The sequence below is a fragment of the Nocardia sp. NPDC050408 genome, assembly GCF_044458905.1.
Lineage (GTDB): Bacteria > Actinomycetota > Actinomycetes > Mycobacteriales > Mycobacteriaceae > Nocardia.
This window is the reverse complement of record NZ_JBITIL010000006.1, coordinates 507,196-530,462: the sequence shown is the minus strand read 5'-3', so window position 1 is coordinate 530,462 and position 23,267 is coordinate 507,196. Positions and strand designations below refer to the sequence as shown.

General features: G+C 64.5%; 17 protein-coding genes. 9 read left to right on the top strand and 8 right to left on the bottom strand.

Annotated elements, in window-relative coordinates; translation table 11 throughout:
• The first annotated feature begins 4 nt into the window (after positions 1-4).
• From ACIBJI_RS21885 to ACIBJI_RS21865, 5 genes are all read left to right on the top strand, one after another.
• Positions 5-2,170 carry an acyltransferase family protein gene (locus ACIBJI_RS21885; protein ID WP_397085469.1) on the top strand — a complete coding sequence of 722 codons (2,166 nt, stop codon included), beginning with the start codon at positions 5-7 and terminating at the stop codon, positions 2,168-2,170.
• Between the two features lie 285 nt (positions 2,171-2,455).
• On the top strand, positions 2,456-3,523 hold the full coding sequence (locus tag ACIBJI_RS21880) for a CHAP domain-containing protein (RefSeq protein WP_364351567.1): 1,068 nt from the start codon (positions 2,456-2,458) through the stop codon (positions 3,521-3,523).
• A gap of 63 nt (positions 3,524-3,586) precedes the next feature.
• Positions 3,587-4,060, top strand: coding sequence for a CinA family protein (locus ACIBJI_RS21875; protein WP_364351564.1), 474 nt, complete (start codon positions 3,587-3,589; stop codon positions 4,058-4,060).
• Positions 4,061-4,225: 165 nt separating this feature from the next.
• Positions 4,226-5,218 (top strand): TIGR03557 family F420-dependent LLM class oxidoreductase, encoded by a 993-nt coding sequence (locus tag ACIBJI_RS21870; RefSeq protein ID WP_397085466.1) that lies wholly within the window; start codon positions 4,226-4,228, stop codon positions 5,216-5,218.
• 150 nt (positions 5,219-5,368) lie between these two features.
• Positions 5,369-6,268, top strand: a complete 900-nt coding sequence (locus ACIBJI_RS21865; RefSeq protein WP_364351552.1) for a glycoside hydrolase family 43 protein — start codon at positions 5,369-5,371, stop codon at positions 6,266-6,268.
• Positions 6,269-6,287: 19 nt separating this feature from the next.
• Here the strand turns inward: ACIBJI_RS21865 and ACIBJI_RS21860 are convergent, their stop codons facing one another.
• The 8 genes from ACIBJI_RS21860 to ACIBJI_RS21825 all read right to left on the bottom strand — a co-directional run bounded on the left by ACIBJI_RS21860 (position 6,288) and on the right by ACIBJI_RS21825 (position 19,212).
• Positions 6,288-7,172, bottom strand: coding sequence for a DUF4231 domain-containing protein (locus tag ACIBJI_RS21860; protein ID WP_364351549.1), 885 nt, complete (start codon positions 7,170-7,172; stop codon positions 6,288-6,290).
• Positions 7,169-11,341 (bottom strand): TIR domain-containing protein, encoded by a 4,173-nt coding sequence (locus ACIBJI_RS21855; RefSeq protein ID WP_397085463.1) that lies wholly within the window; start codon positions 11,339-11,341, stop codon positions 7,169-7,171. The genes ACIBJI_RS21860 and ACIBJI_RS21855 overlap by 4 nt, the downstream gene beginning before the upstream one ends.
• A 302-nt stretch (positions 11,342-11,643) precedes the next feature.
• Positions 11,644-12,705: a fatty acid desaturase family protein gene (locus ACIBJI_RS21850; RefSeq protein ID WP_397085461.1), complete on the bottom strand. Its 1,062-nt coding sequence runs from the start codon at positions 12,703-12,705 to the stop codon at positions 11,644-11,646.
• Between the two features lie 815 nt (positions 12,706-13,520).
• The gene (locus ACIBJI_RS21845; RefSeq protein ID WP_397085490.1) at positions 13,521-14,429 is read right to left on the bottom strand and encodes a formylglycine-generating enzyme family protein; all 909 of its coding nucleotides are present in this window, start codon (positions 14,427-14,429) and stop codon (positions 13,521-13,523) included.
• A gap of 47 nt (positions 14,430-14,476) precedes the next feature.
• Positions 14,477-16,828 (bottom strand): arylsulfatase, encoded by a 2,352-nt coding sequence (locus ACIBJI_RS21840; protein WP_397085459.1) that lies wholly within the window; start codon positions 16,826-16,828, stop codon positions 14,477-14,479.
• A gap of 399 nt (positions 16,829-17,227) precedes the next feature.
• Entirely contained in the window at positions 17,228-18,058 is an 831-nt protein-coding gene (locus ACIBJI_RS21835) for a mycofactocin-coupled SDR family oxidoreductase (protein WP_364351537.1), read from the bottom strand.
• A 100-nt stretch (positions 18,059-18,158) separates the two neighbouring features.
• On the bottom strand, positions 18,159-18,566 hold the full coding sequence (locus tag ACIBJI_RS21830) for a TIGR03668 family PPOX class F420-dependent oxidoreductase (protein ID WP_364351667.1): 408 nt from the start codon (positions 18,564-18,566) through the stop codon (positions 18,159-18,161).
• A gap of 58 nt (positions 18,567-18,624) precedes the next feature.
• Positions 18,625-19,212, bottom strand: a complete 588-nt coding sequence (locus tag ACIBJI_RS21825; protein ID WP_364351534.1) for a hypothetical protein — start codon at positions 19,210-19,212, stop codon at positions 18,625-18,627.
• Between the two features lie 120 nt (positions 19,213-19,332).
• On the opposite strand from ACIBJI_RS21825, the gene ACIBJI_RS21820 reads away from it, so the two are divergent.
• The 4 genes from ACIBJI_RS21820 (at position 19,333) to ACIBJI_RS21805 (ending at position 23,265) form a co-directional block, all read left to right on the top strand.
• On the top strand, positions 19,333-19,572 hold the full coding sequence (locus ACIBJI_RS21820) for a hypothetical protein (protein WP_364351531.1): 240 nt from the start codon (positions 19,333-19,335) through the stop codon (positions 19,570-19,572).
• Positions 19,573-19,582: 10 nt separating this feature from the next.
• Entirely contained in the window at positions 19,583-20,512 is a 930-nt protein-coding gene (locus tag ACIBJI_RS21815) for an N-acetylglucosamine kinase (RefSeq protein WP_397085457.1), read from the top strand.
• 63 nt (positions 20,513-20,575) lie between these two features.
• Positions 20,576-22,105: a sodium:solute symporter gene (locus ACIBJI_RS21810; RefSeq protein WP_364351525.1), complete on the top strand. Its 1,530-nt coding sequence runs from the start codon at positions 20,576-20,578 to the stop codon at positions 22,103-22,105.
• The gene (locus ACIBJI_RS21805; RefSeq protein WP_396956830.1) at positions 22,105-23,265 is read left to right on the top strand and encodes an anhydro-N-acetylmuramic acid kinase; all 1,161 of its coding nucleotides are present in this window, start codon (positions 22,105-22,107) and stop codon (positions 23,263-23,265) included. The genes ACIBJI_RS21810 and ACIBJI_RS21805 overlap by 1 nt, the downstream gene beginning before the upstream one ends.
• Positions 23,266-23,267: the final 2 nt, after the last annotated feature.

Sequence of the window (23,267 nt, the reverse complement as noted above, 5' to 3'; positions counted from 1 at the left end):
GCGCATGACGGTGGCGGCGAGCGACGGATTGCTAGATCGGCAGGCTGATCAGGCGCTCAATGCGACACCGTGCGCGACATTTCGGCCCGACATCGAGGGGTTGCGAGCAGTCGCCGTACTGGCCGTTGTGCTTTTTCATGTGAACATGCCCGGCGTCGGGGGCGGATTCGTTGGTGTCGATGTCTTTTTCGTCATTTCCGGCTTCCTCGTCACCGGAATTCTTTGGCGGGAAGCAGCTTCCGCCGACACTGTCGGGCTGGTGCGGTTCTACGGCGCACGGGCCCGCCGTCTGCTGCCCGCGGCAGGCGTCGTGGTGGTTGCCACCGCGATCGGCGCGGCGGTGCTACTGCCGCCGCTGCAGGCTCGCCAGGTCCTCGGCGATGGGATCGCCAGCGCCTTGTATACCGGGAACTATCGGCTCGCGCTACGCGGCACCGACTACCTGGCGGGCGGCACGTCTCCATCGCCGTTTCAGCACTTCTGGTCGCTCGGTGTGGAGGAGCAGTTCTATCTGTTGTGGCCCGTACTGATCGCGGTCACGGCCTGGTTCGCGCGCCGCCGCCGAATCGGATCGGCAGCTGTGTTCCCGTACCTGATCGTTGTTGCGGTAGCCGCCGCGCTCTCCTTCGCGATCTCGCTGATCTGGACCAGCACGCTGCCACCGTGGGCGTTCTTCTCGCTGCCGACGCGGGCCTGGGAACTGGGCACCGGCGGCATCGTCGCGCTGTCGACCGCTGCGTGGTCGCGTTTGCCGAAAGCGGTCGCCGCCCCTGCTGGATGGATCGGGCTGGTCCTGATCGTCGCGGCATGTACTCACCTGAACGGGACGACACCGTATCCCGGCGCTGCGGCACTGCTCCCCGTTCTCGGCACTGCCCTGGTGATCGTATCGGGTTGTGGGGAAACACGATTCGGGGTTGGTCGCGTACTGGCGCTGCCGGTAATGCGGGCCATCGGCCGCCTGTCGTACTCCTGGTATCTGTGGCACTGGCCGGTATTACTGCTGGCACCGCGCGTGCTTGGTCACCAACTCGGACTGGGTGGCTCTATGGGCGCGGTCATGACGGCAGGCGGACTCGCCATGCTCACATTGTGGCTGGTCGAGAATCCGGTTCGCTTCGCCGCCCCGTTGCGAGGGTCAGCCGTACGCAGCCTCGCCTGCGGCGGCGCGATCACCGCGGTCGCCGGTTGTGCGGGACTGATGCTGCTGATGCTCGTACCTGTCCCGGTCGGCCGTGGCGCGGCGGCCGCGGCTCTCACACTCGCCACGCCGGCGGCACCGGCCGCTCCCAGCGCCGACGCACGCGATGCGGCGGTCCGGCAGCTGACCGCGCAGACGCAGGCCGCAGTCGCTGCTTCGGCCGAAATCCGAGCTGTCCCTTCGAATCTGAGCCCCGCACTGGCCGACGCGCCCGGCGACAAGGCGGGCGTGTTCGTCGACGGCTGCGTGCGATCGTGGCGTGAGGTGGGACAGGCCGAGTGCGCCTCCGGCGATCCGGACTCGGCCACTACAGTGGCCCTCGTCGGTGATTCACACGCCGCGATGTGGCATCCGGCGTTCGAGCCGATCGCCGCGCAGCGGCACTGGCGGCTGGAAACCATGGCCAAGGTCACCTGTCCGTTGCTCGGGTTGCCCATCACCAGTCCCTATCTGGGCCGCGAGTACACCGAATGCGAGCAGTGGCGCGACCAGATCCTGTCCCGGTTGCGGGCCGAACGCCCCCGCCTGATCGTGCTGAGCATGTCCCGGCGCTACGGCGCCGACTTCGGCTTCGTCTCTTACGACCAGGCCTGGGTCGACAGCTTGAACCGCCTGGTCGGCCAGCTGCGAGCGACGGGAGCGGCGGTCCTCGTGCTCGGGCCGATCCCCGATCCGCACGCCACCGTGCCGGTATGCCTATCCGAACATATCGACGATCCGGCGGCATGCACGCCGGCCCGGCCGGTCGCGGTCGATGATGCGGGTATCGGGGCCGAGCAGGCGGCAGCCATCGCCGGCGGCGGCCAGTACGCCGATCTGACCGCCCTGTTCTGCACGACCGCCCGCTGCCCCCTCATCATCGGTGACAACCTGGTGTACCGCGACGACAACCACCTCACCGTCGGTTACGCCAGAACACTCGGACCGGTCATCGCCGCACTCGCTGACCACGCGCTCGCCAACGGCTGAGCCGAGCTCGATTCAGGTAGCCGAAGGCCGAAAACGTCGGTCGGTTGCCCAGAAAGTCTCTGGCCCAATGGATTTAGATCCACGCATCCTCTGCGTCGAGCCGCCCTCCCCTGGGCGCCAGGCGAAAGACGGCGTCAACAACCCGAAAGACCGGGCAAGGATGTTGGATCATCATTTCCCGATTCTGGGAATGACCGATACTCGAATCGCGTCGGTCCCTGGGAGTAGAGGATTACGGATGTCGCTATTCGTTGGTCCACAGCCGAGCGACAACGAGGCGCTGCGATGAGCCCGACCGTCGACCACTATAAAGTCGTCGAGCTGACGGTTCCCGGTTACGCATCGGACACGCTCAAAAGCGCCGTCCGCGCCACCCGCGCTGCGATCCAAGCCAATGTCGACAACCTGGGCGCGGGCACTCCGTCCAGGGCCCCGAAATTCGTGAAACTACTGCGCGACAACAAGATTATCGACGACAAGAATCAGTCGATCACGACCACCAACCACAACGAAACCGTCTCCGCGCTGCGCGACATCGAAGCCTCGATGGACGCGAACGACGAAGGTGTCGACAGCTCGACCTACGGAACATACTCCGTGGCGGGCGACGCATATGACGACATCGAGACAGCGGTCAACCGGCTCCAACGCACCATCGACGACGCAAAGAACACACCCGGACCCCGCGTCGACCCGGCAGGCAGAGAATACTGGCCGGAATCGGTGGAGGGCCCGCTGCGGACCGCATGCGCCACCGCCGCCGCGACAGTAGAGCAGCGGATGCGTGACGCCGCGACCGACATCCAGCGCCATGCCGATCACATCAACAACTCCGTCCCCGACAACCCGATCAGCAGCAGCTACGGTGGGACCACGGCGCCGTTGACGACACCGTGGTCCGGCCACAGTTATGTGCCGCCCGCCGACTCCAGCACTATCGACAAGATCAAGGGATTCGCCGAGAACGAACTCGGCGTCACCGAAATCGGAACCAACCACGTGAACCGCCCCTACAACATCGATGACGCATGGTGCGCGTCCTTCGCCACCTGGGTGTGGAAGCAGTCCGGCATCGACGTCGGCTGGAGCAACAAGAACTACGTGCCCAGCGTCTGGTCCGACGCCGCAGGTAAGGGCTGGGCCGATAGCGACATGTCCAGCGCCCGCCCCGGGGACCTCGTCGTTTTCGGCGGCCAACACCACATCGGTGTCGTGGTGGCCCGCAACGGCAACAGCATCACCACCATCGAAGGCAACTCCGGCGACGCCGTACGCCAGCACACCTACAACCTCTCCAGCGGAAATTTCACCGGCGTCATACACCCGCCGGCGAAGACCACGGCCAACGTGTAACCGCCGGCCGCCCAGTGCTGGAAGGACCGGGGAAGGTCTGCCGGAACCGATAGGGTGGTTTCGATGTCCAGAATCGATGAGTCTGCGAGCCGAGTTGCCGCGGTCGCCATGCGGTCGAAACGGATGGTGGCGGTTGCGGAATCGTTGACCTGCGGGCAGTTGTCGGCGGCATTGGGGGCTGCCCCGGACTCGGCGCGGTGGTTGCGGGGTGCGGTGGTTGCCTACAGTGCTGATGTCAAACGGCAGGTCCTGGGCGTTCCCGACGTACCTGTCGTGTCGGAGACCGCGGCTCGAGCCATGGCGATCGGCGTGCGGAAATTGCTGGGCGCGGACGTGGCTGTGGCTGTGACGGGGGTCGGCGGCCCCGATCCCCAGGACGGTGAACCGGCGGGGTCGGTATGGCTGGCGGTCCACGGCGAGGGCGGGACTTGGGCACGACATGAGCTCTTCGATGGCGAACCCGAAGATGTGCTGAGGCGCACGGTCGAAGTCGCCCTCGACATGGTGCGCGAGGCAATGGACGACGCCTCGCTCTGACGTCTGCGGCGGTTGCCCGCGGTGCCGAGCAAGCATCTGTCGATCCGAGGCGGGTATTGCCGGGTCACGACTTGCCCTTGCTCGTATGCGTGGAAAGCGTCACCGATAACTACGCGGTAGACGGGTAGCCCACCGATATCCACCGCCGAGCGAGAAGGAGCGACAGTGACCCGATTCGGATACACACTGATGACCGAGCAGAGCGGCCCGCGCGAGCTCGTCCGCTATGCGGTCGCCGCTGAACAGGCAGGATTCGACTTCCTGGTCAGCAGCGACCACTACGCACCGTGGCTCGAGGAGCAGGGACACGCCCCGAACGCCTGGACCACCCTCGGGGCCGTCGCGCAGGCGACCTGGCGAATCCCGTTGATGACCTACGTGACGTGCCCGACCATGCGCTACCACCCCGCGATTGTGGCGCAGCAGGCGGCGACGTTGCAGATCCTGGCCGAAGGGCGGTTCACCCTTGGGCTCGGAAGCGGCGAGAGCCTCAACGAACACGTGATCGGTGCGGGCTGGCCCGGGCTCGAGGAACGGCTGGAGCGACTCGCGGAGGCCATCGGCATCATTCGTGATCTGCACGCGGGCGGGACCGTCAGCCGACTCGGCGACTGGTATCGAGTCGACGCCGCTAAGGTCTGGGACTTGCCGGACCAGCCGGTACCGATCGCGGTCGCGGTATCCGGACCACGATCGGTGCAGCGATTCGCCCCATTGGCCGACGAGATGGTCAGCACCAGTCCCGATGCCGAACTCGTTCGGTCATGGCATAGCGTACGCGCGAACGACTCCGCTGCGGCGAAGTCCCGCGTGACCGGGCAACTGCCGATCAGCTGGGATACCGACCGCGACAAAGCAATCCAGCGCGCCCACGAACAGTTCCGGTGGTCTGCGGGCGGGTGGGATGTCAACTCGAACCTGCCGACGCCGGCGAGTTTCGCGGCCGCGACGCAGTTCGTGCGCCCGCAAGATATCGCCGAGACGATCCCGTGCGGTCCCGATCTCGACGCCATCGTGGCGGCGGTGCGGCCCTACCAGGACGCTGGCTTCACCGACATCGCTGTCGTCGAAATCGGCGACGAACAACAGGACCGATTCCTCGCCGAGGCCGCCGAACCCCTGCTGGCGAAACTCCGCGCGGCCGATACCGATTCCTGAACTGAGCGGGCCGAGTAGCGTCCAGCAGGGTAAGCGGGGCGTGCCGTGTCGGCCTCGCGTGAAAGGTGCCGCGGGCCTTGGCTGTTAGCCCTCGCATACCCCGTCGGCGTGTCGGCAAATGTTCAGTCGACTTCGCGGCACAATCAGCGGATGGTGCTCAGCCGAAGATCGTTGCTGGCGTTGGCTGCGGCGCTACCTGCCGCCGGGCACGCGGCGGCCGCGCAGCGGCCACCTTCGGTGCCGCGATACACCATGACCGCGTTCACCGATGACAGCGAAACCGATCTGTATGTTTACGAATCCGACGATGCGATCACCTTCCGGCAGCTGAGCGGGCCCGCCTACCGGCCGCCGACGGGTCTGCTGCGCGACCCCAGCGTCTTTCGCAATATCGATGGCTACTACTACCTCACCTACACCACCGGCTGGGAAGGGCGAACCATCGGTTTCGCCTACAGCGCGGACCGGCTGAACTGGAGTCATCTCTACGACATCATGGTGCCGCTGCCGGGCGTGACATCGACCTGGGCGCCGGAGTGGTTCATCGACACCGACGGAAGCATCAGTGTCATCGTCTCGTTGTCGGACGGCTACCGGTTCACACCGCACCTGACCACCGCTGACCCGAAACTGCGCTCATGGAGCGCACCGAGGCCGCTGATCGGGCTGGCCCAGCCCGACAACACCTCCTACGGCTATATCGACACCACCGTGGTCCGCGCAGCTGGGCGCTACTACGCCTTCACCAAGAATGAATCCACCAAATACATCGAACTCGCCGTCGCCGATCATCTGCTCGGCCCGTACACCTTTGTGGCAAACGACGATTGGGCCGGTTGGGGCGCGCCCGTCGAAGGACCGTGCATCATCGCGCTCCCCGGCGGCGGCTGGCGAATCTATTTCGACGCCTATACCGACCACCAATACTTGTACAGCGACTGCTACGACAACTTCCGAACATGGACGACACCTGTCGAACTCCCCGACCTATCAGGCACGGTCCGCCATTTCACGGTCTACCCGGAGTTCATCGAACAGCCCGACAGTTGATACGACCTCGCTCGAATGGTCAGCGAGCGTCGGCCCATTTTGCCAGCCAGCTTTCGTTTTCGACGGCGATGGTGTTCTCGCAGTCGTCGACGAATTCCGACCACTGCGGTGGACCGGTCGGGGATCCCGCTGTTCGCCAGTGGTCGAGCAGTCGCTGTAACCGGTTGGCGGTCGCGAGATAGCTGATGACCAGGAAGTCATATCGCTTACTTGCGAGATAGGCGACCAGCGCACCGCTGAGTGTGGTCAAAACGGCTATCCATGGTGCGATTCGGGTGGCGGCGTCGGCGCTGACCGCGGTGCTGACCGACGCCGCCATCGTGGCGATCAGCCCCAGTGCGATGGCGACCCGACGCAGGAATTGTGCTCGCGCGCAATACCGTCGAGCGGTCGGGCGATAGTAATTGGTGATCTGGCCTTCGACGCGTTTGCTCGCATACTGCTCCGGTGTCAGCGGCCCAGGTGCGGGTCCCACGGGCGGCGCCTCCTCGAGGAAGCACAGGAGGTCCTCGGCGGCCTGTTCGAGCTCTTCGACTTCGGCGCGAAGCTGCGCGACTGTGCCCGGAATCGCGCGAAACCTGAAGATCTGCTGTCGCATTCCCTCCGATACCGCCCGCGCGCGGGTCCAGCGCCGGACCGCTTCCGAGGTCAGTAACTGTGCTCCGACATAGGTGGCACCTGCCAGTGCCGCCGCACCGGTGGCCGCGACGATGCGCGAGCTCAGCCCGGACTGCCGCAGCACCGTAGCCGTCAGTGCGGCCGCGATCGCTCCCCAACTGCTCAGGTACAGCACCGTCAGCCGGAGTCGGTCGATCCGCAGTTTCATCCGGGTGGCCGCATGGGACCAGCGAATCCGCCTCTCCCAGAGGGCATTCACCAGCTCGTCATCGGAAGCCACTGTCATTTGCCCTCCTCACCCTTGATCGGCAGATTCGGGCACAGTTTGTGGTAAGGGATTTTCGGCGAGACCCAGGAGTTCCAGCGTTCCCGGCTCATGTTGGAGGTCATCTTGTCGCACAAGATGTCTGTTGATGCGGTCGGGACCGGCCGAACACGGATGGTTCCGTCGTAGCTCGTCGACACGACATCCTTGCCGTCGGGGCTGAACTCCACATGCGTTACCGGTTGGGTGTGTCCCATGAGGGCAGAACCGATCTGACTGTGCTTCTGGACATCCCACAAACGAACGGTGCTGTCCTCACCTCCGGTGACGATGGTTCGGCCGTCGGGGCTGAACGCGAGGTCGCTTACCCAGCCATCGGTCCGCATGGGATCGCCGATGGGATCTCCGGTCTGCGCGTTCCACAGCCGTACCGTCTTGTCCTGGTATGCGACGGCGAGCGTGTGGCCGTCCCGACTGAACTCTATGTCCTTGACCCAGCCTTGGCCTTTCAGGACCTTACCGATCTGCTGGCCCGAGTTCGTATCCCAGAGGCGGACACTCCAGTCCCGGCCGCCGGTGGCGAATTGTCGACCGTCGGGGCTGAATTCGAAGGCATTCAACGCGGGCTGTCGAATTGGAACACCGATCGGCTGCATCGTGTCGATGTCGCGTATCTGGATATCAGTGCCGTTGTCCGTCGCGAGTTTTCGGTCGGCGACGCCGAATGCCAGACGCTTGGTGTCCGGCGGTATGGCGATCGAGTTCCCGACCGGAGCACCGCTGGCCAGGTCCCAGTGTCGCAGCATGGTGGTAGAGATCGTGACGATCTGCGTGCCGTCGGGGCTGAAGTGCCATGCGGGCACGCCCTCGATCGGGATCACCGCAGCCAGAGGTGCCCCGGTACGGGCATCCCACTGCCGTATCGTCGCATCGACACCGTCGGACACGATCCGAGTGCCGTCCGGGCTGAATTCCGCGGCGAGAACTCCCCCGTTGTGCCCGCGGAGAACCTGTCCGCCACCGGCGTCCCATTCGCGCAGCGTTTCGTCGAAGCCACTGGAAACCAGACGCTGTCCGTCAGGGTAGAAGGCGACCGCGCTGACCGCGAATTCGTGTCCCACCAACGGTTCTCCGACCGGCTGGCCGGTCGCGGTATCCCACAGCCGCACCGTCTTGTCGTCGCTTGCCGAGGCGAGCCGGGATCCGTCGCGGCTGAACACCACTCGCTCGATAGCGGCGGTGTGGCCGCGCAGCGGTTCGCCGATCGGCTGGCGGGTATGGGCATCCCACAGCCGGATCGTGGTCTCGGAACCACTCGCTGCGATTCGGGTGCCGTCCTGGCTGAACGTGACACTGCTGAACTCTTCTCCGGGTACGCGTATCAGCTCGCCGATCTGCTGACGGGACTCGATATCCCACAGCCGAACCGTGCCATCGAAACCTGTTGACGCGACCGTGTTATCGACGCCGACCGCGACGCTCATCACCTCTCTCTCGTGTCCGCGCATAGGCTCACCGAACTGCTGGCGGGATTCGACATCCCACACTCGTAGCGTCTTGTCCGAGCTGCCCGACACGATTCGGCGGCCGTCCCGGCTGAACGCGACGCTGGTGAGCTGTGCTTCGTGTCCGCGAAGCGGTTCGCCGATCGGCAGGCGGGTCTCGGCATCCCACAGCCGCAATGTGTTGTCGACACTGGCGGTCACGATGCGTTTGCCGTCGGGGCTGAACGCGACCTGCATCACCTCCCGCGTGTGCCCGGTCATGAACTCGCCGATGGGCTTCCAGGTTTCGGCGTCCCACAGCTGGATGTGCTCACCATGACTGGACACGACGCGCGTGCCGTCGGGACTGAAATCGACGCTGCGAAGGTCGCCGCCGCCGGTGGGGATGATCTTGCGCAGGTTGCGTAGCTGATTCACGGCGCTGAGCAACGAGTATTCGCCGTTGTTGCGGTTCGGAAAACTGCGCGCGGCAAGCACACTCTGCATGGCGAGCACGTCGTCGTTGACGCCCGGATACGAACCGGACAGCATCAGTTGCGAATTCGCGAGCAGTGCCAACGCGGTCGCATCCCGGCTGCGCGCGGTCGCGTCTTTCTCCGCTCTCGATGCTTTGAGGAACAAGAATCCGGCGGCCAACGCCGCGACTACCGCTAACGCCAACGCCACCCGCAGTATTTGCGACCGCCGTCGCAGCACCCGGGTGTACTCCTGCGCCTTTTCCTTGGCCTGAGTTTCCGCAGCCGCCAAGGCCTCCGCGGATTCCTGACGCTCCCGCGCCGCCCGCAGGTCTGCCTCGACGCGCTCGTCTGCACACCGCCGGGAGGCGAGCAGGAATTCCCGCGTCGGGTTGAGCCGCTCCCGGAAACCCGGTTCGGCGGCGAGGGATTCGGCATCATCGAGTCGGCTGCCGACGAGCAGCCATTCGTCGCTGCGCGCGTTGGCTTTCCAGGCGTGCGCCGCGCGTTCCAACTCGTCGGCGTTCTTCAAGTCGGTGGACTGCTCGCGCAGCCACGTGGCGAGCGTATCCCATTGGCGCAGTAAGCTTTCCAACGCGACTTCGACAACAACCTCGCCGTCGCGCTCGTCGCGGACCAGCAGGCGCCTGGCGATGAACGCCTCGAGCAGCGGGTGGCTCTCCGACGGCAGGTCGAACCAACGCGCCGCGCGCCGCATCGGCTGGTCGTTGTCCGGATTAATCGTCGCCAGCCACGGTACGAACGCGGTGCGCAGCACCTTCAATTGCCGCTGCCTGGCTGAGAGATCCGCGGCGAGCAGCTCGTCGATCTCGCACTGCACGACGCGGCGCAGCCCTCCCATCGCGTTGTACTCGGCGAGTGTGATCTCTGCGTCGCCGTAGTCCTGGTAGAGCCGTGCCAGCGTGAGGGAGAGCAGCGGCAGCGTATCCGCGCCGCGCGACCAGTCGTCGAGCAGTCGGTCGACCAGGTCGGGCGCAAACGAGAGTCGGCTCCCGGATTCCCGCGCGCGTCGAGCAGGTCCACAGATCACCTCTTTGAATTGAGCCTGCGGCATAGGTTTCAGATCATCGAACGGGCGGACCTCCAGGGCGGCCGACTGCGGCGCGGTCTGCAGTGGCTCGTACCGGTCGGAGCGAATTGTCGCGATCGCGATCATCGGCAGCGCGTCGTCCGCGCCGAGCAGTTCTGCGAGCACACCGAGGAAGGCGCCTGCCTGCTCACCCGCGTCGACGCCGAATAGTTCCTCGGCCTGGTCGATCGGCAATACGAGCGTGGGTGGCACGTTGTCGGTCGCGTCGATAATGCGATCCTTGGCGGCCTGCTGCGCCTCGGTCAGCCATGCACACAGACGGGTGACATCCCGAATTCCTTCCTTGATCGCACCGAGGCTGGGTGTGTGCAATCCCATGCTGTCGCGTAGGTCGTGAATCGAGTGTGCGAATCCGCTGCCGCCGGTGAGCGCGTTACGTTGCGGCCGGACGATGCCCATCGGCAGGAAATGCCGGTCATCGCGATGCAGGCGCGGTAGCAAGCCCGCCCGCAGGAACGACGATTTGCCGACGCCCGACGGCCCGAGAATGACGAACATTTGACCCTCGCCGCAATTGCGCATTCCCCGTATCGCATTCAGAGCGCGACCGACCTGGGTGTCGCGCCCGAAATACACTGCGGCGTCCACCTGTTCCAGTGGCTGCCAGCCGCGATACGGTGTCCGGTCCGGTTCGTCCGGCGGCGGCCAAGCAAAGGTATCTGCCCCTATCCCGGCCGCGCGCAAACCGTCCCGGAGTCGCAGTAGACCATCGGTGAGCAGTCGCACCGGGGGTGACTCACCGTCCACCGCGATCTCCGTTTTCGGACCGTCACCGAACAGGTCGCAGCGCTGCCATTCGGTAGTGATATCGCGACCGGTCAAAGGCTGCAACCGAACCGCGAAGATCGGCTTGTTCAGGTCCTCGGCGTGGCGGTATTCGACTTTGCATTCGCGCGATGCGTCCCAATTATCGGAAACGAGACAGATAACCGCTTCGCACCGGTCGCTCGCGCGGCGCAGCGCGTCTTTCCACCGCACGCCCACCGGAATTCCGGTCTGTCGGTCCAGATCGAGAAAAATCTCACCGGTCAGGCCTGGATCGGCTGCGGTCAGCCACGTCTTGAGGGCGATCGCTTCGCGATCGTCCCGGCTGGAGTGACTGAGAAAGACCCTGGACATTGGGCTACACCACCGTGTGTCAACCCCGGCGGAAGCCCACGCCGAATATCGCAAGCGTCATACGAAAATCCTGCGCTCGAACAAACCGACGCACGCGAGTATCGGCTACTCGATATTCTGCGCAAACACTACGCAAGGTTGTTTACTTGGCAGGGTGTTCGTGTCGTCGGCATCGATGCAGGCCGGAATCGAGTGCGAGGAGGGCTAGTGACCAACAGTGTGGTTCGCCGGGCTGCTAGTTGAGCGGCTGGACCAGCGGCGAAGTTCATTCATGTGCTGACTGCCGGGCTGTCCGGAATCGATCAGCTCGTCGAACGCGACGAGGAGGCCGCGCCGGCCGATCGACCGACGGTGTGCAGGTGACGTAGCGCCTGGGCGTATGAGCCGAACAGGCTGGTCTGGCGATAGGGAACACCGATTTCAGCGCAGAATGCGGCGACCAGCGGTTGGGCTCGGCGCAGGTTGGCCCGGGGCATGGATGGGAACAGGTGGTGCTCGATCTGGTAGTTCAGGCCGCCGAGGGCGGCATCGGTCAACCACCCGCCGTGGACATTGCGAGATGTGAGCACTTGACGGCGCAGGAAGTCGGTGGAACCAGGTGTGGGCAGTACGGCCATCCCCTTGTGGTTGGGTGCGAAAGTGCACCCCATGTAGAACCCGAACAGGCCTTGCTGAACGACGAGGAAGGCAATCGCTTTAGCCGGGGACAACACCAGGAACACCGTGGACAGATACAAGATCGCGTGGGCGCACAGTAGCGCGGCCTCCCAAGCCCAGTACGGCGTCGCCCGTCGTGCCACGGCTCGAACGCTGGCGGTGTGCAGGCTGCCCGCTTCGAGCAACAGCATCGGGAAGAACAGCCATGCCTGGTATCGGAATATCAGCCGCCGGATGCCGCGGCTGGCCCGCGCCCGCACATCGGAGTGTGCCAGCACGCCCATGATGTCGGGGTCGGCGCCCTCGGTATTGGGGTTCGCGTGGTGCCGGTTGTGATTGCCGACCCACCAGCCGATGCTCAACCCGATGCCGAGATTCCCGCAGATCATGCCGAACAGCTGATTGGCTCGGCGGGTGCGAAAGATCTGCTGATGCCCGGCGTCGTGGCCGAGGAAGGCGAACTGAGCGAAGATCGCGGCCAGAAACACCGCGGTGCCCAGCTGCCACCACGAGTCACCGATGAGTGCGAACGCCGTCCATCCGGCGGCCAGCCCCACCACCGTGACCGCGATCAGCCCACCGTAGTAGCGCAGCCGCCGGGTGAGCAGTCCCGCTTGTCGCACTCGGCGAGACAACCTGGCGTAGTCGCTGCCCCGCTCCCCTGATCGGTCGCGTTCGACGCGCGGGTCGGTTTCGGTCAGTGTCACGCGTTGGCCCCTATCGATACATCACCGGCTGCGAAGGATGCCCGCAAACCTAGCGGTGTGGACCGAACAATAGCCTGATATAGCTCGAACACTGGGGGTCGGTGTGGCGATCGAACTGCCGAACGGAGCTCCGACCACGGCGACCGAGGGTGACTCGGCCTCGGGGCCTCGTCATAAATCGGAGAGTTGTCTTCGAAATGTTCCCCAGTTTCCACCGATTCGTGTGGTAGCCAGCGGTAAGCTCTACTTGACGCCTTACCGTTTACCAGATGGCGTCCCTGTTCGGTCCGGCCGATGAAGCAACTGTCGGCCTCGCCGGAGGATGTGCTCCATCCGGGGCAAATCATGTGAACTTCACCAAGCAACCAACCGCGTGCCAGCAGCATTCGATCGGCACGTGATGCATTCAGAGCTTGATTCCGGCAACTTGGCAGCGTCGCCTGGTTCGCGGACTTCATAGAGCTCGTCGGGGTCTACATCACCGAATTCGGCGTACCAGACAAAAGGTGCGTATGGGCCCAACAGGGCGACTACGGGGATGTTGAGAATAATTCTCGATTCAAACCTTTAGTTGAAGGATGAAAAATGTCCAATAAGACAGTCAAAACCGTTGCCGCCACTGTTATGGCCTTGCCTCTGCTAGTCCTCGCAGCTCCCGCAGCTTCTGCCGAATCACCGTCGGCATCCGCCACTCCGGCCGGTTCGGTCGTGTTGTGTTTCCCGCTCGGTAGCGTCGTTTGGTGCATCTGAGATTCTCGGCACGCTCGAACTGGGCTAGCCGGTCGAGGACCGGCTAGCCGGTCGAGGAAGCAATTTCATGCTTCCGGTGCGTCGTGCGCGACGCACCGGAAGCCTAGATGGCAGGTAGCGGTGTCTTCGGTCTGACCTTGTCGGGCCGCGGGCCGGTACCGAAGGCAGTAGTCGGCCGCACACAGATACGATCCGCCCTTGATGATGCGGCGTGGAAATCGTTGCGGCGCTGTTGGTTCGGGGGTGTCCACGCGCGGATTGTGTGGGGCACAGCAGGTCGGCGTCGGGTGCTGCGGGCGGAAGTAGTCCACAGTCCACTCCCAGACATTGCCGGTCAGATCGTGCAGACCGTAGCCGTTCGGTGAATAAGTCCCGACCGCTGTGGTGCCGGGCGTCCCGGTCTGCCCGCGACCGGGGTGGAATTGCCACGGAAATGCGCCGACCCAGATGTTGGCCATGCGCCGGCCGGTGGGTTCGAACTGCTCGCCCCAGGCGTAGGTGGCCCCGTCCAGTCCGCCGCGGGCGGCATACTCCCATTCGGCCTCGGTCGGCAGCTTTTTACCGACCCAGGCCGCGTATGCAGTGGCGTCCTCGTAGGCGACCTGGGTGACCGGGTGGCGGTCGAGCCCGTCGAGTGTGCTGCCGGGCCCGCGCGGGTGGCGCCAGCATGCGCCGGGCACATACCGCCACCAACGGCGCCAGTTGTCCAATGGCACCGGTCCCTTGGTGGGTTGGAATACCAGTGCCCCCGGAATCAGGTTCTCCGGCTCCGCCTCCGGGTAGTCCTCGGCCGCGGGAGTACGTTCGGCGACCGTGACGTATCCGGTCTGTTTCACGAAGCGTCGGAACGCGGCGTTGGTCACCGGATGCAGATCGATCCAGAACGAATCGACCCGCACCTGGTGCACCGGCCGCTCCTCGGGGAAGAAGTCCTCCGATCCCATCGCGAAGCTGCCGCCGGATATCCGGACCATGCCTCGCCGGACATCGTGACGGGTTGCGGTAGCCACGGATCGCCGCCTCAATCGCGCGAAAATGCCGCAGCCGCCGCCATTTCCAGGTCCTGGTAGGGCTTGCCGCTCACGTCCTCGATGACCTGGTGCATCGTTCCCCCGGTGAACGGGAACGGTGAGCGGTAGCTCGCGGATACGGACTGACCGCTGTCGCGGCCGACGCGGATTCCTTCTCCGACGCCGGAGAAAACGATGGGCTGGGTCCGCATGTCATCGAGAGAGCCGACCGGGTTCTCATCGATGTACAAGACGGCCTCACCGGTGGGTGTGAAGTTATCGGGGCGGGTACCGTGGCGCTCGTACCGGATGCCGAGGATGTGGTCGCCCAGCGGGACCGTTCGATCGGAGACGATGGTCTGCTCTTCCTCACCGAGGAAGTTATAGGTGTAACAAAGGTGGCCGTCCTTGACGTAGAGGGTGTGTCCACCGAGTCGGCCGCCATGAGCGAAGAGCACCCCTTCGGCATCGGCATTGTCGATCGTCGCCTCTGCGAGCAGCGCGAACGACCGTCCCTGAATCTCCAGCGCCGCCCCGGGGCCCACATCCGCGACGCCTGGATAGTAGACAGCGCTGTCCCGATTCGCACCGTACGTCGGGCGGTGACGCGTCATCATGGAGATGACGTCGAGATCGTTGAGCGGGAAGCCGTTGTATTTCTCCGCCTCCGAGAACCACAGCGCCTTCAGCTCCTCCAGCTTCTCGGGATGAACATCGGCCAGGTCGTGCATCTGGCTGCGGTCCTGCTCGATATGGAACAGTTCCCAGCGGTCCTGGTCGAAATGCCCCCAGCCGGACGGACATGCCGCGTGAACGGTGTCGGCGAACCACCCGTCTTGCCAGATCCCGCGCGTGCCGAGCATCGAATAGAACTGCGTGTGCTTACCGACGTCCGCGTTCGCGTCATCGAACAGCGCCCGGAAACTGATGCCTTCCAAAGGACGCTGTCGTACGTTCTTCACCGTATCCGGGGGTGTGATGCCGAGTAGGTCGTAGACGGTCGGGGTGACATCGCAGACGTTGAGGTACTGGTGGCGCACTTCGCCGCGGGCCGCCACACCGGCCGGCCATGCCATCAGGCACGGGTCGGCGATGCCGCCTTCGTGCGAGGCATATCGCTTGTACAGCTTGTACGGGGTGTTGAACGCCATCGCCCAGCCGATGCTGTAGTGGCTGTAGGTGGTCGGCGAACCCAGCTCGTCGAGCTTGCCCAGACTGTCCTCGATCGTGTCGATGTAGCCGTTGAAGAACTTCATCTCATTGGCGGTGCCATTCGGCCCACCCTCGCCGCTGGCACCGTTGTCCGAGAACGCGACGATGATGGTGTTGTCCAGTTGGCCGCTTTCTTCGAGATAGTCCAGCAGTCGGCCGATCTGCGCGTCGGTGTAGGACAGGAATCCGGCGAATACCTCCGCCTGCCGTCGGAACAGCCGCTTCTCGTCCTCCGACAACGAATCCCACGCCCGCACCGTATCCAGCGCCGGCCACGGCTTGCCGTCCGCGCTGGTGACATTCGAATACGGATTCATCGGCGACAATTCGGTGTTCTCCGGCACCAGACCCATGCGCTTCTGGTTCTCCAGGACGATCTCGCGATACTTCTCATAGCCCATGTCGAACCGGCCGCGGTACTTGTCGGCCCATTCCCGTGGTACGTGGTGCGGCGCATGCCCGGCTCCCGGGCACAAGTAGGTGAACCACGGCTTGTCGGGGGCAACCACCTTCGAATCGCGGATGAACTCGATCGCCTTGTCCGCCAGATCCTTCGACAGGTGATATCCGTCTTCCGGAGGGTAAGGCTGCGAAATCGGGTGATTGTCGTACACCAGATTCGGATACCACTGGTCGGCCTCGCCGCCCAGGAAACCGTAAAATCGCTCGAACCCACGCCCCAGCGGCCAATGCCGCTTGGATGCGGCCAGATTCTCCTCTTCCAGTGGAGTCATATGCCATTTGCCGACCGCGTACGTATTCCACCCACGCTCGGCGAGAACCTCCGAGCACAGCGCGGTTTCGGCCGGTATGCGCCCACACATACTCGGGAACCCGTCGGTGAACTCCTCGATGGTCGCCATACCGACCGAGGTCGCATTCCGGCCGGTCATCAAGGAGGCGCGTGTGGGTGAACACAGGGCGGTGGTGTGGAACTGCGTGAACTGCACACCGCTATCGGCGATGCGCTTCATATTCGGCATCTCGACCAGACCGCCGTAACAGTCCCAGGTGCCGATCCCGATGTCGTCCCACACCAGATACAACACATTCGGCGCGCCCCGCGGCGCCGTCGGCTCTGCGTAAGGCCCCCAATCGGGGACCGAATCACGTATGTCGAGCGCGACCTTCCCCTCGAACTTCCTGGCCATCATCCACCTCCGATAACGAGAGCTGTTGGTTTGCCATTCGTCCTGTTGTCCAGGCTCCGGACCTCATGCGGGTTGAAACGCGAACGCCGATCGGTGCGGCCGTGGTGTCGGGACAGGCGCGCCCAGCTCCGGTGATGCGGCGGAGAGTTCGGATATTCGATTCGACGTGTGGTGGTCACGTACTTCGCGGACATGATGTCCGAATATTCGCTGATCAACGCGTTCCGTACTCAGAGAGTACGGCGTCGGACGGCGCTGTGTCACCACTTGCGGTCAGTCCCACAGGGCGGCCTACACCTCGCACCGACGAAAAAGACGGGCAGCTGTTGGGTGACTAGTCGCGCCGGCGGGAGTGTTCAGTCGACGTAAAGGGCGACTTCGGTTGATTTGCGGCGCGCGTCAGATGGTGCCCGCGCTCATGCCACCGGAGATGGTGATCGCTTCGCCGTTGAAGTGGCGCCCGGATTCGCCGACCAGAAGTAGGATTGCTTGGGAAACCTCTTGCGGCACAATGAGGTCGCCATTCGGCGGACCGGAGGCGAACATCGCCTCCACATCCTCGAGGGTGGGATTCTCGATATCGGGCACCATCGCCGAATACATTGCCGGATTCATGATCATATCGGTGCGCACACCGGCCGGTAGTACCGCGTTGACGGTGATGCCGTGCGGAATTGCTTCATGGGCAAGCGATTTGACCAAACCGATGACACCCCATTTCGCTGCCGCGTAGTGGCCCGAGTTCGCCGCTCCCATGCGGCCGACGATGGACGAGGTGGCAACGATTCTGCCCCACCGGCGTTCGATCATATGCGGCACCACGGCACGGAAACTGTGGAAGACGCCGGTGAGGTTGACATCGATCATGTCCTGCCACATCTGCTCGTCCATCTCGGCGATGGCCGCACCCGAGGCGATACCGGCGTTGGCGAGCAGGATGTCGATCCGGCCGAATTCGGCGACGGCCCGTTCGGCCAACCCGTCCATCGCCGCGCGGCTGCGCACGTCGGCCTGTACCGCGAGGCAGCGCCGCCCGGTCTCCTCGACGAGCTTGACGGTCTGGGCGAGATCGTCTTCGGAGCTCAGCGGATACGGCACGCTGCTGATCGGCTCGGCGATATCGCACAGCACGATGTCGGCGCCTTCAGCGGCCAAAGTGACCGCATGCGAACGCCCTTGACCGCGCGCGCCCCCGGTGATCACTGCTACCTTGCCCTCCAGCTGCCCCACGCGTGTCCCCTCTCGACCGGTGATCCCATGCTTTCACGATCCGTGGTGTGACTCGGCAGGAACGGCTACGTCCATTGCGCGAGGCGAGTAGATCGACAGGTCAGCTCGCGGACCAGCCCGACCAGCGGGTGACGTCGACGGCCAGCACCGGTCCGGGGGGCGGCTGGGTGCGGTAGACGGGATACCGTGCGGTCAGAAGCTCCAGGGCTTGCTCGGCTTCGGGGGCGTCAACGATTCGCGCGGTGCCGTCGGCTCTGGTCCACCACAGGTGCGTCCAGTCCTGGCTGTAGTGGTCGGCGAGCACGGCTACGGTGGGGTTCGCGGCGATATTCGCCAAGCGGCGCAAGGCTGTTGTCGTCTTCGGCTTCGCATCTACGGCGCTGTAGATGATGTGGTCGATGACCGCGAATACGATCGGCACGATATGTGGACGCAGGTCGGTGGACACGGTGGCGAGTCGGGCTACCGGTTCTGCCATGAACCGTTCCCGCGCCAGTTTCGCATTCAGTCGCACCGAACCTCCGCATCAACGATCGGCCACACACTCATTCTCGCCTGGTTCGCGACTAGATGCGGACGAACAGCGGCCGCGCGGGGTCCACGGGAATCGGTACGGCAGGCCCGATTCCGAACAGGATGAAAACCGCGGGCTCCGGGCTGTCGCCCAAAGTTCCGTCGTAGTGCGGTGTACCCGCTGTGCGCGTGGCGAATTCGCCAGGGTACATGGGCAGGGTGGCGGTGAGGTCGATGGTGGGGCCCGCGCCGACCGTCCATACGCCCGACAGCATTACGGCGTGGCGATCGAAGGTGTAGGCGTGCGGGGCGCTCATCCAACCGGGGTGCCAGCGGGCATAGCTCGCGTAGAAGCCGGGGGTTCGATAGGAACCGAGCACGTCGGCGGTTTCGAAGCTTTGCGGTGGTGCGCCGGGTACAGGCTGCCAGTTCAGGTCGGCCAAGCCGTGAATCGTGGTGCCCGGCCCCGGGGACCGGTCTTGGACAGTCGGGAATTCGACGGTCAACGGCTCGGCTGCGTTACCGTTCGAGCCGTTCCAGACAACGGGCTCCATCAGCCCCAATGCGGGCAGCGCCAGCGCTATTCTGCGACGCATTTCGCGTGCCGTTTCGTCCTCGGCCAGGTATCGGTTGTCTTCCACGCGCATGACCTCCTGGATGTCATCGCAGCAGGGCAAACCGAATTCTTGACGCATCATACGGTGGTGTGCCAATAGTTTGCTGGAAATCCGCCGAGATCAACGAGCCGCTTCGTCACGCCTGTGGCGGGCACCACCGCACAACTCGGTGAGCTACAGACTCCGGTGACCTCTGGTGGCGTCGAGGTATCCCCCGGTGACCTGATCCTCGCCGAGGAGGAAGGCGTGATCGTTGTCGATCCCGATCGCATCGACGTGGTCCTCGATGCTGACGCAGCGGTCAAGGACTCGGAGGCCGAACTCGTCTGCTCGTCGCGGCGTCGACACTCAGCGATGGCCTCAATCTCGCCGAGCACAGGGTAAAGATGTTCCCATGACCAGCCATGTTCTCGCGATCGATCTCGGCAAGACGGGCTGTCGCGGTTCATTGCGCGTCGACGGAAGTCAGGTCGGCTATGCGGAAGCACCGGGTGCGCCGGGGCTGGCATACGCGACGGGTGTCATTGCGGCGGAGCGTGCGATCTACGCGGTGACAAGGCAGATCGATTCGCTACCAACAACATTCACGCTGTCTGTCGGCGCGGCGGGTGCCGCATCGGCACCGGACGCGGCGGCGGCACTTGCCCGGCGGTTGGCGGAGGTTCCCGGCGCGGCAGCGGTCGCCGTGACTTCCGACGCCGTCACCGCACACGCCGGGGCGCTGGGAGGATCCCCCGGTGTCGTGCTGGCTATCGGAACCGGGGCCGTCGCGACCGCCGTCGACGATGCCGGCGGGTTTACCCGAGTCGACGGGTGGGGACCGCAACTCGGCGATGAGGGCAGCGGCGGCTGGATCGGCCTCGAAGGTCTACGCGCCGCACTACGTGCCCATGATGGCCGCGGGCAACGCACGATCCTGACCGAGAAGGCCCGCGAACACTACGGCATCGAACTGGAAGCACTGCCGAAATATCTTGGCGAACAGGATAATCCGGCCCTGATCGCCGCCGAGTTCGCACCCTTCGTCGCCGCCGCTGTCGACGATACCGCGGCCGCGATCATGGCAGCCGCCGCAAGCGCACTCGCTCGCACCGTCCTCGCCGCGATCGAACGATCCGGAATTCGTCCACCGGTCCCCTATGCGATCACGGGCGGTCTCACCAAGCTCGGCGCGCCACTCCTGGAGCCGCTCGACCGCCGGATCGCGCACGCGATCGACCGCCGCGATCCGATCGGCGATCCGATCGACGGTGCCGCATTGCTCGGCCTCGACCCGACCACCGCGCTCGAAGCGCTGGTCACCCGAATCTCTGACACTTATTGACAGGACATGCGTGACCACTGACACTTAATTGCACTCAGTCCGCCGCGTCACCGGGGAGCTGCGTTGAACGCACTCAATCTTGCCGTCATCGTCGTCTATCTCGTCACCGTCGCGTGGATCGGCCTGCGGCTGTCCGGAAAACAGAAGTCCAGCAGCGACTATTTCGTCGGTGAGGGCCGTATGCCGTGGTGGACAGTGTGTTTGTCGGTGGTGGCCACCGAAACGAGTGTGCTCACCGTCATTTCGATTCCGGGTGGCGCCTACACCGATCAGGCCTTCGGAAATGTCGAATTGGCCATCGGGTACATCATCGGACGCACGGTGGTGGCGATCGTGCTGATCCCGCTCTACAAGCGCGGCGGGTTCGTCAGCGCGTACCAGTACCTCGAGCTTCGTTTCGGTCGCTATCTGCAGGGCGTGGCCGCGGTGACTTTCGTGTTCACCCGGCTGCTCGCGGAAGGTGTGCGACTGTTCGCCTCAGCCATTCCGATCAAGTTGCTGCTCAGCGAATTCGGACTCGACTTCGGCTACGACGCGATCATCGTGGCGCTGACGTTGTTGACCGTCGTTTACACCTACCTCGGCGGCATCAAGGCGGTGATCTGGACCGACGCGCTGCAGATGGGCCTCTACCTCACCGGTGCACTTATCGCGATCTGTGTGCTCACCGGCCATGTCGGCGCCTCCGGCTGGTCGGATGCGTTGCATGCGGGCAAGTTCCGCGTCTTCGATACCGATTTCGGTCTCGCGCACATCCTCACCAGCACATTCGCCCTGCCGACCGCGGTTATCGGCGGCGCGATCTTCGCGATGGCCTCGCACGGCTCGGATCAACTGATCGTGCAGCGGATTCTGGCGACGCGGTCGCTGCGCGACAGTCAGAAGGCGATGATCGGTTCGGGCATCTTCGTGGCCATCCAATTCGCCGCGTTCTCCTTGGTCGGTGTGCTGCTGTGGTCATACAACAGCGGCAAGACGGCCAAGGAACTCGGATTGGCCAGCGCGGACAGTCTGTATCCCAACTTCATTCTGCACGGGTTGCCGGTGGTGGTCTCCGGGCTATTGGTCGCCGGAATCCTCGGCGCGGCAATGGGGTCGCTGTCCTCGGCGTTGAATTCCATGGCCAATTCGACGGTCGCCGATATCATTCGCGGCTTCTCCCGACGTACGCTCGCCGATGCCACGCTGCTGCGTCTGGCGCGCGTGATGACACTGGTGTGGGCGGCGCTGATGGCGCTGTTCGCCATGGGTTTCAGTGCGACGACGGGCAATGTGTACCTGACGGCGCTCACCATCGCCGGCTACACCTACGGTGCGCTGCTCGGCGCGTTCCTGCTCGGGCGACTGGTCGCGCGCGCCAACCAGTTCGACGCGATCGTCGCCTTCATTGCCACGGTGATCGTGATGACATTCGTGGTGCGGGTGGTCAAGATCGATGTGACCGTCGCCGGGAAGGTGGTCGAAAAGGGGATCGCGGCACAGTGGTTGGTGCCGATCGGTGTACTCGTGACATTGATCGTCGGCGGCATCGCGAGCCTGTTCCACTCGGCGTCCGCACCGGATGAGCCGGAACCTGTTGCGGTGGTGGCCTAGTGCGCGTCATCGGGTTGATGTCGGGAACCTCGCACGATGCGATCGACGCCGTCGGGGCGGACATCGTATTGCGGGACACGACGATTCAGGTGCGACTAGTCGGACAGCTCAGCCGATCGTATCCCGACGAACTGCGCTCGGAACTCATCGCCGCCTTGCCGCCCAATGCCATGGACATGGCGACCGTGTGCCGTCTGGATACCGCGATCGGCCAGGCCTTCGCCGATGCGGCTCTGGCGGCAATGTACGAGTTCTTCGGCGGCACAGCCGATCTCGTTGCCTCCCATGGGCAGACCGTCTACCACTGGGTGAGCGACGGTGCGGTAAAGGGCACGCTGCAGCTGGGTCAGCCCGCATGGATCGCCGAACGCACCGGATTGCCGGTCGTCAGCGACTTTCGTTCGCGCGATATCGCCGCAGGCGGACAGGGCGCACCGCTGGTGGGGCTGTTCGACCTGCTGTGGCTGGCGGGACGTCCCGAACGCGCGGCCGCGCTGAATATCGGCGGGATCGCGAATGTCACAGTCACCGGCGACAAGCCGGTCGCCTTCGACACCGGACCTGGCAACGCGCTGATCGATGCGGCCGTCGAATTGTGCACGGGCGGTGTCGAGCATTTAGACCGTGACGGAGTACGTGCCGCCCGCGGCGACATCGATACCGATCTGCTGGAAACCCTTCTCGCGGAACCCTATTACCGCGCACCGGCCCCCAAGTCCACCGGCAAGGAGCTGTTCAACCGCAGCTACCTGGAGCGCGTGTTGGACGGCCCCGCGGCCTCCGCCGACGATATTGTCGCCACTGTGACCGCGCTGACCGCCCGCACCATCGCCGACGCCCTCGCACCACTGCGCCCGACCGAGGTCGTCGCGTCGGGCGGCGGGACATGCAATCCCACCCTGATGGCAATGCTCGGCGCATCTCTGGGCCCCACGAAATTGCGTACTTCGGACGAACTCGGCCTACCGTCGGCGGCGAAGGAGGCCACCGCATTCGCCGTGCTCGGCTTCCTCACCGCACACGGTCTGGCGGGTAGCCATCCCGCCTGTACCGGAGCGAGTCGCGCGGCGGTGCTCGGTTCCATCACCCCGGGTGCGGCTGGATTCACACTGCCCGGCGCGCCGGTAACCATGCCCCGACGACTCACGCTGGCGGGGTGAAC

Coding starts and splice junctions, on each gene's coding strand:
- ACIBJI_RS21885 (WP_397085469.1), top strand. CDS start 5: ATGACGGTGGCGGCGAGCGACGGATTGCTAGATCGGCAGGCTGATCAG.
- ACIBJI_RS21880 (WP_364351567.1), top strand. CDS start 2,456: ATGAGCCCGACCGTCGACCACTATAAAGTCGTCGAGCTGACGGTTCCC.
- ACIBJI_RS21875 (WP_364351564.1), top strand. CDS start 3,587: ATGTCCAGAATCGATGAGTCTGCGAGCCGAGTTGCCGCGGTCGCCATG.
- ACIBJI_RS21865 (WP_364351552.1), top strand. CDS start 5,369: ATGGTGCTCAGCCGAAGATCGTTGCTGGCGTTGGCTGCGGCGCTACCT.
- ACIBJI_RS21860 (WP_364351549.1), bottom strand. CDS start 7,172: ATGACAGTGGCTTCCGATGACGAGCTGGTGAATGCCCTCTGGGAGAGG.
- ACIBJI_RS21855 (WP_397085463.1), bottom strand. CDS start 11,341: ATGTCCAGGGTCTTTCTCAGTCACTCCAGCCGGGACGATCGCGAAGCG.
- ACIBJI_RS21845 (WP_397085490.1), bottom strand. CDS start 14,429: ATGGTCCGGATATCCGGCGGCAGCTTCGCGATGGGATCGGAGGACTTC.
- ACIBJI_RS21840 (WP_397085459.1), bottom strand. CDS start 16,828: ATGGCCAGGAAGTTCGAGGGGAAGGTCGCGCTCGACATACGTGATTCG.
- ACIBJI_RS21815 (WP_397085457.1), top strand. CDS start 19,583: ATGACCAGCCATGTTCTCGCGATCGATCTCGGCAAGACGGGCTGTCGC.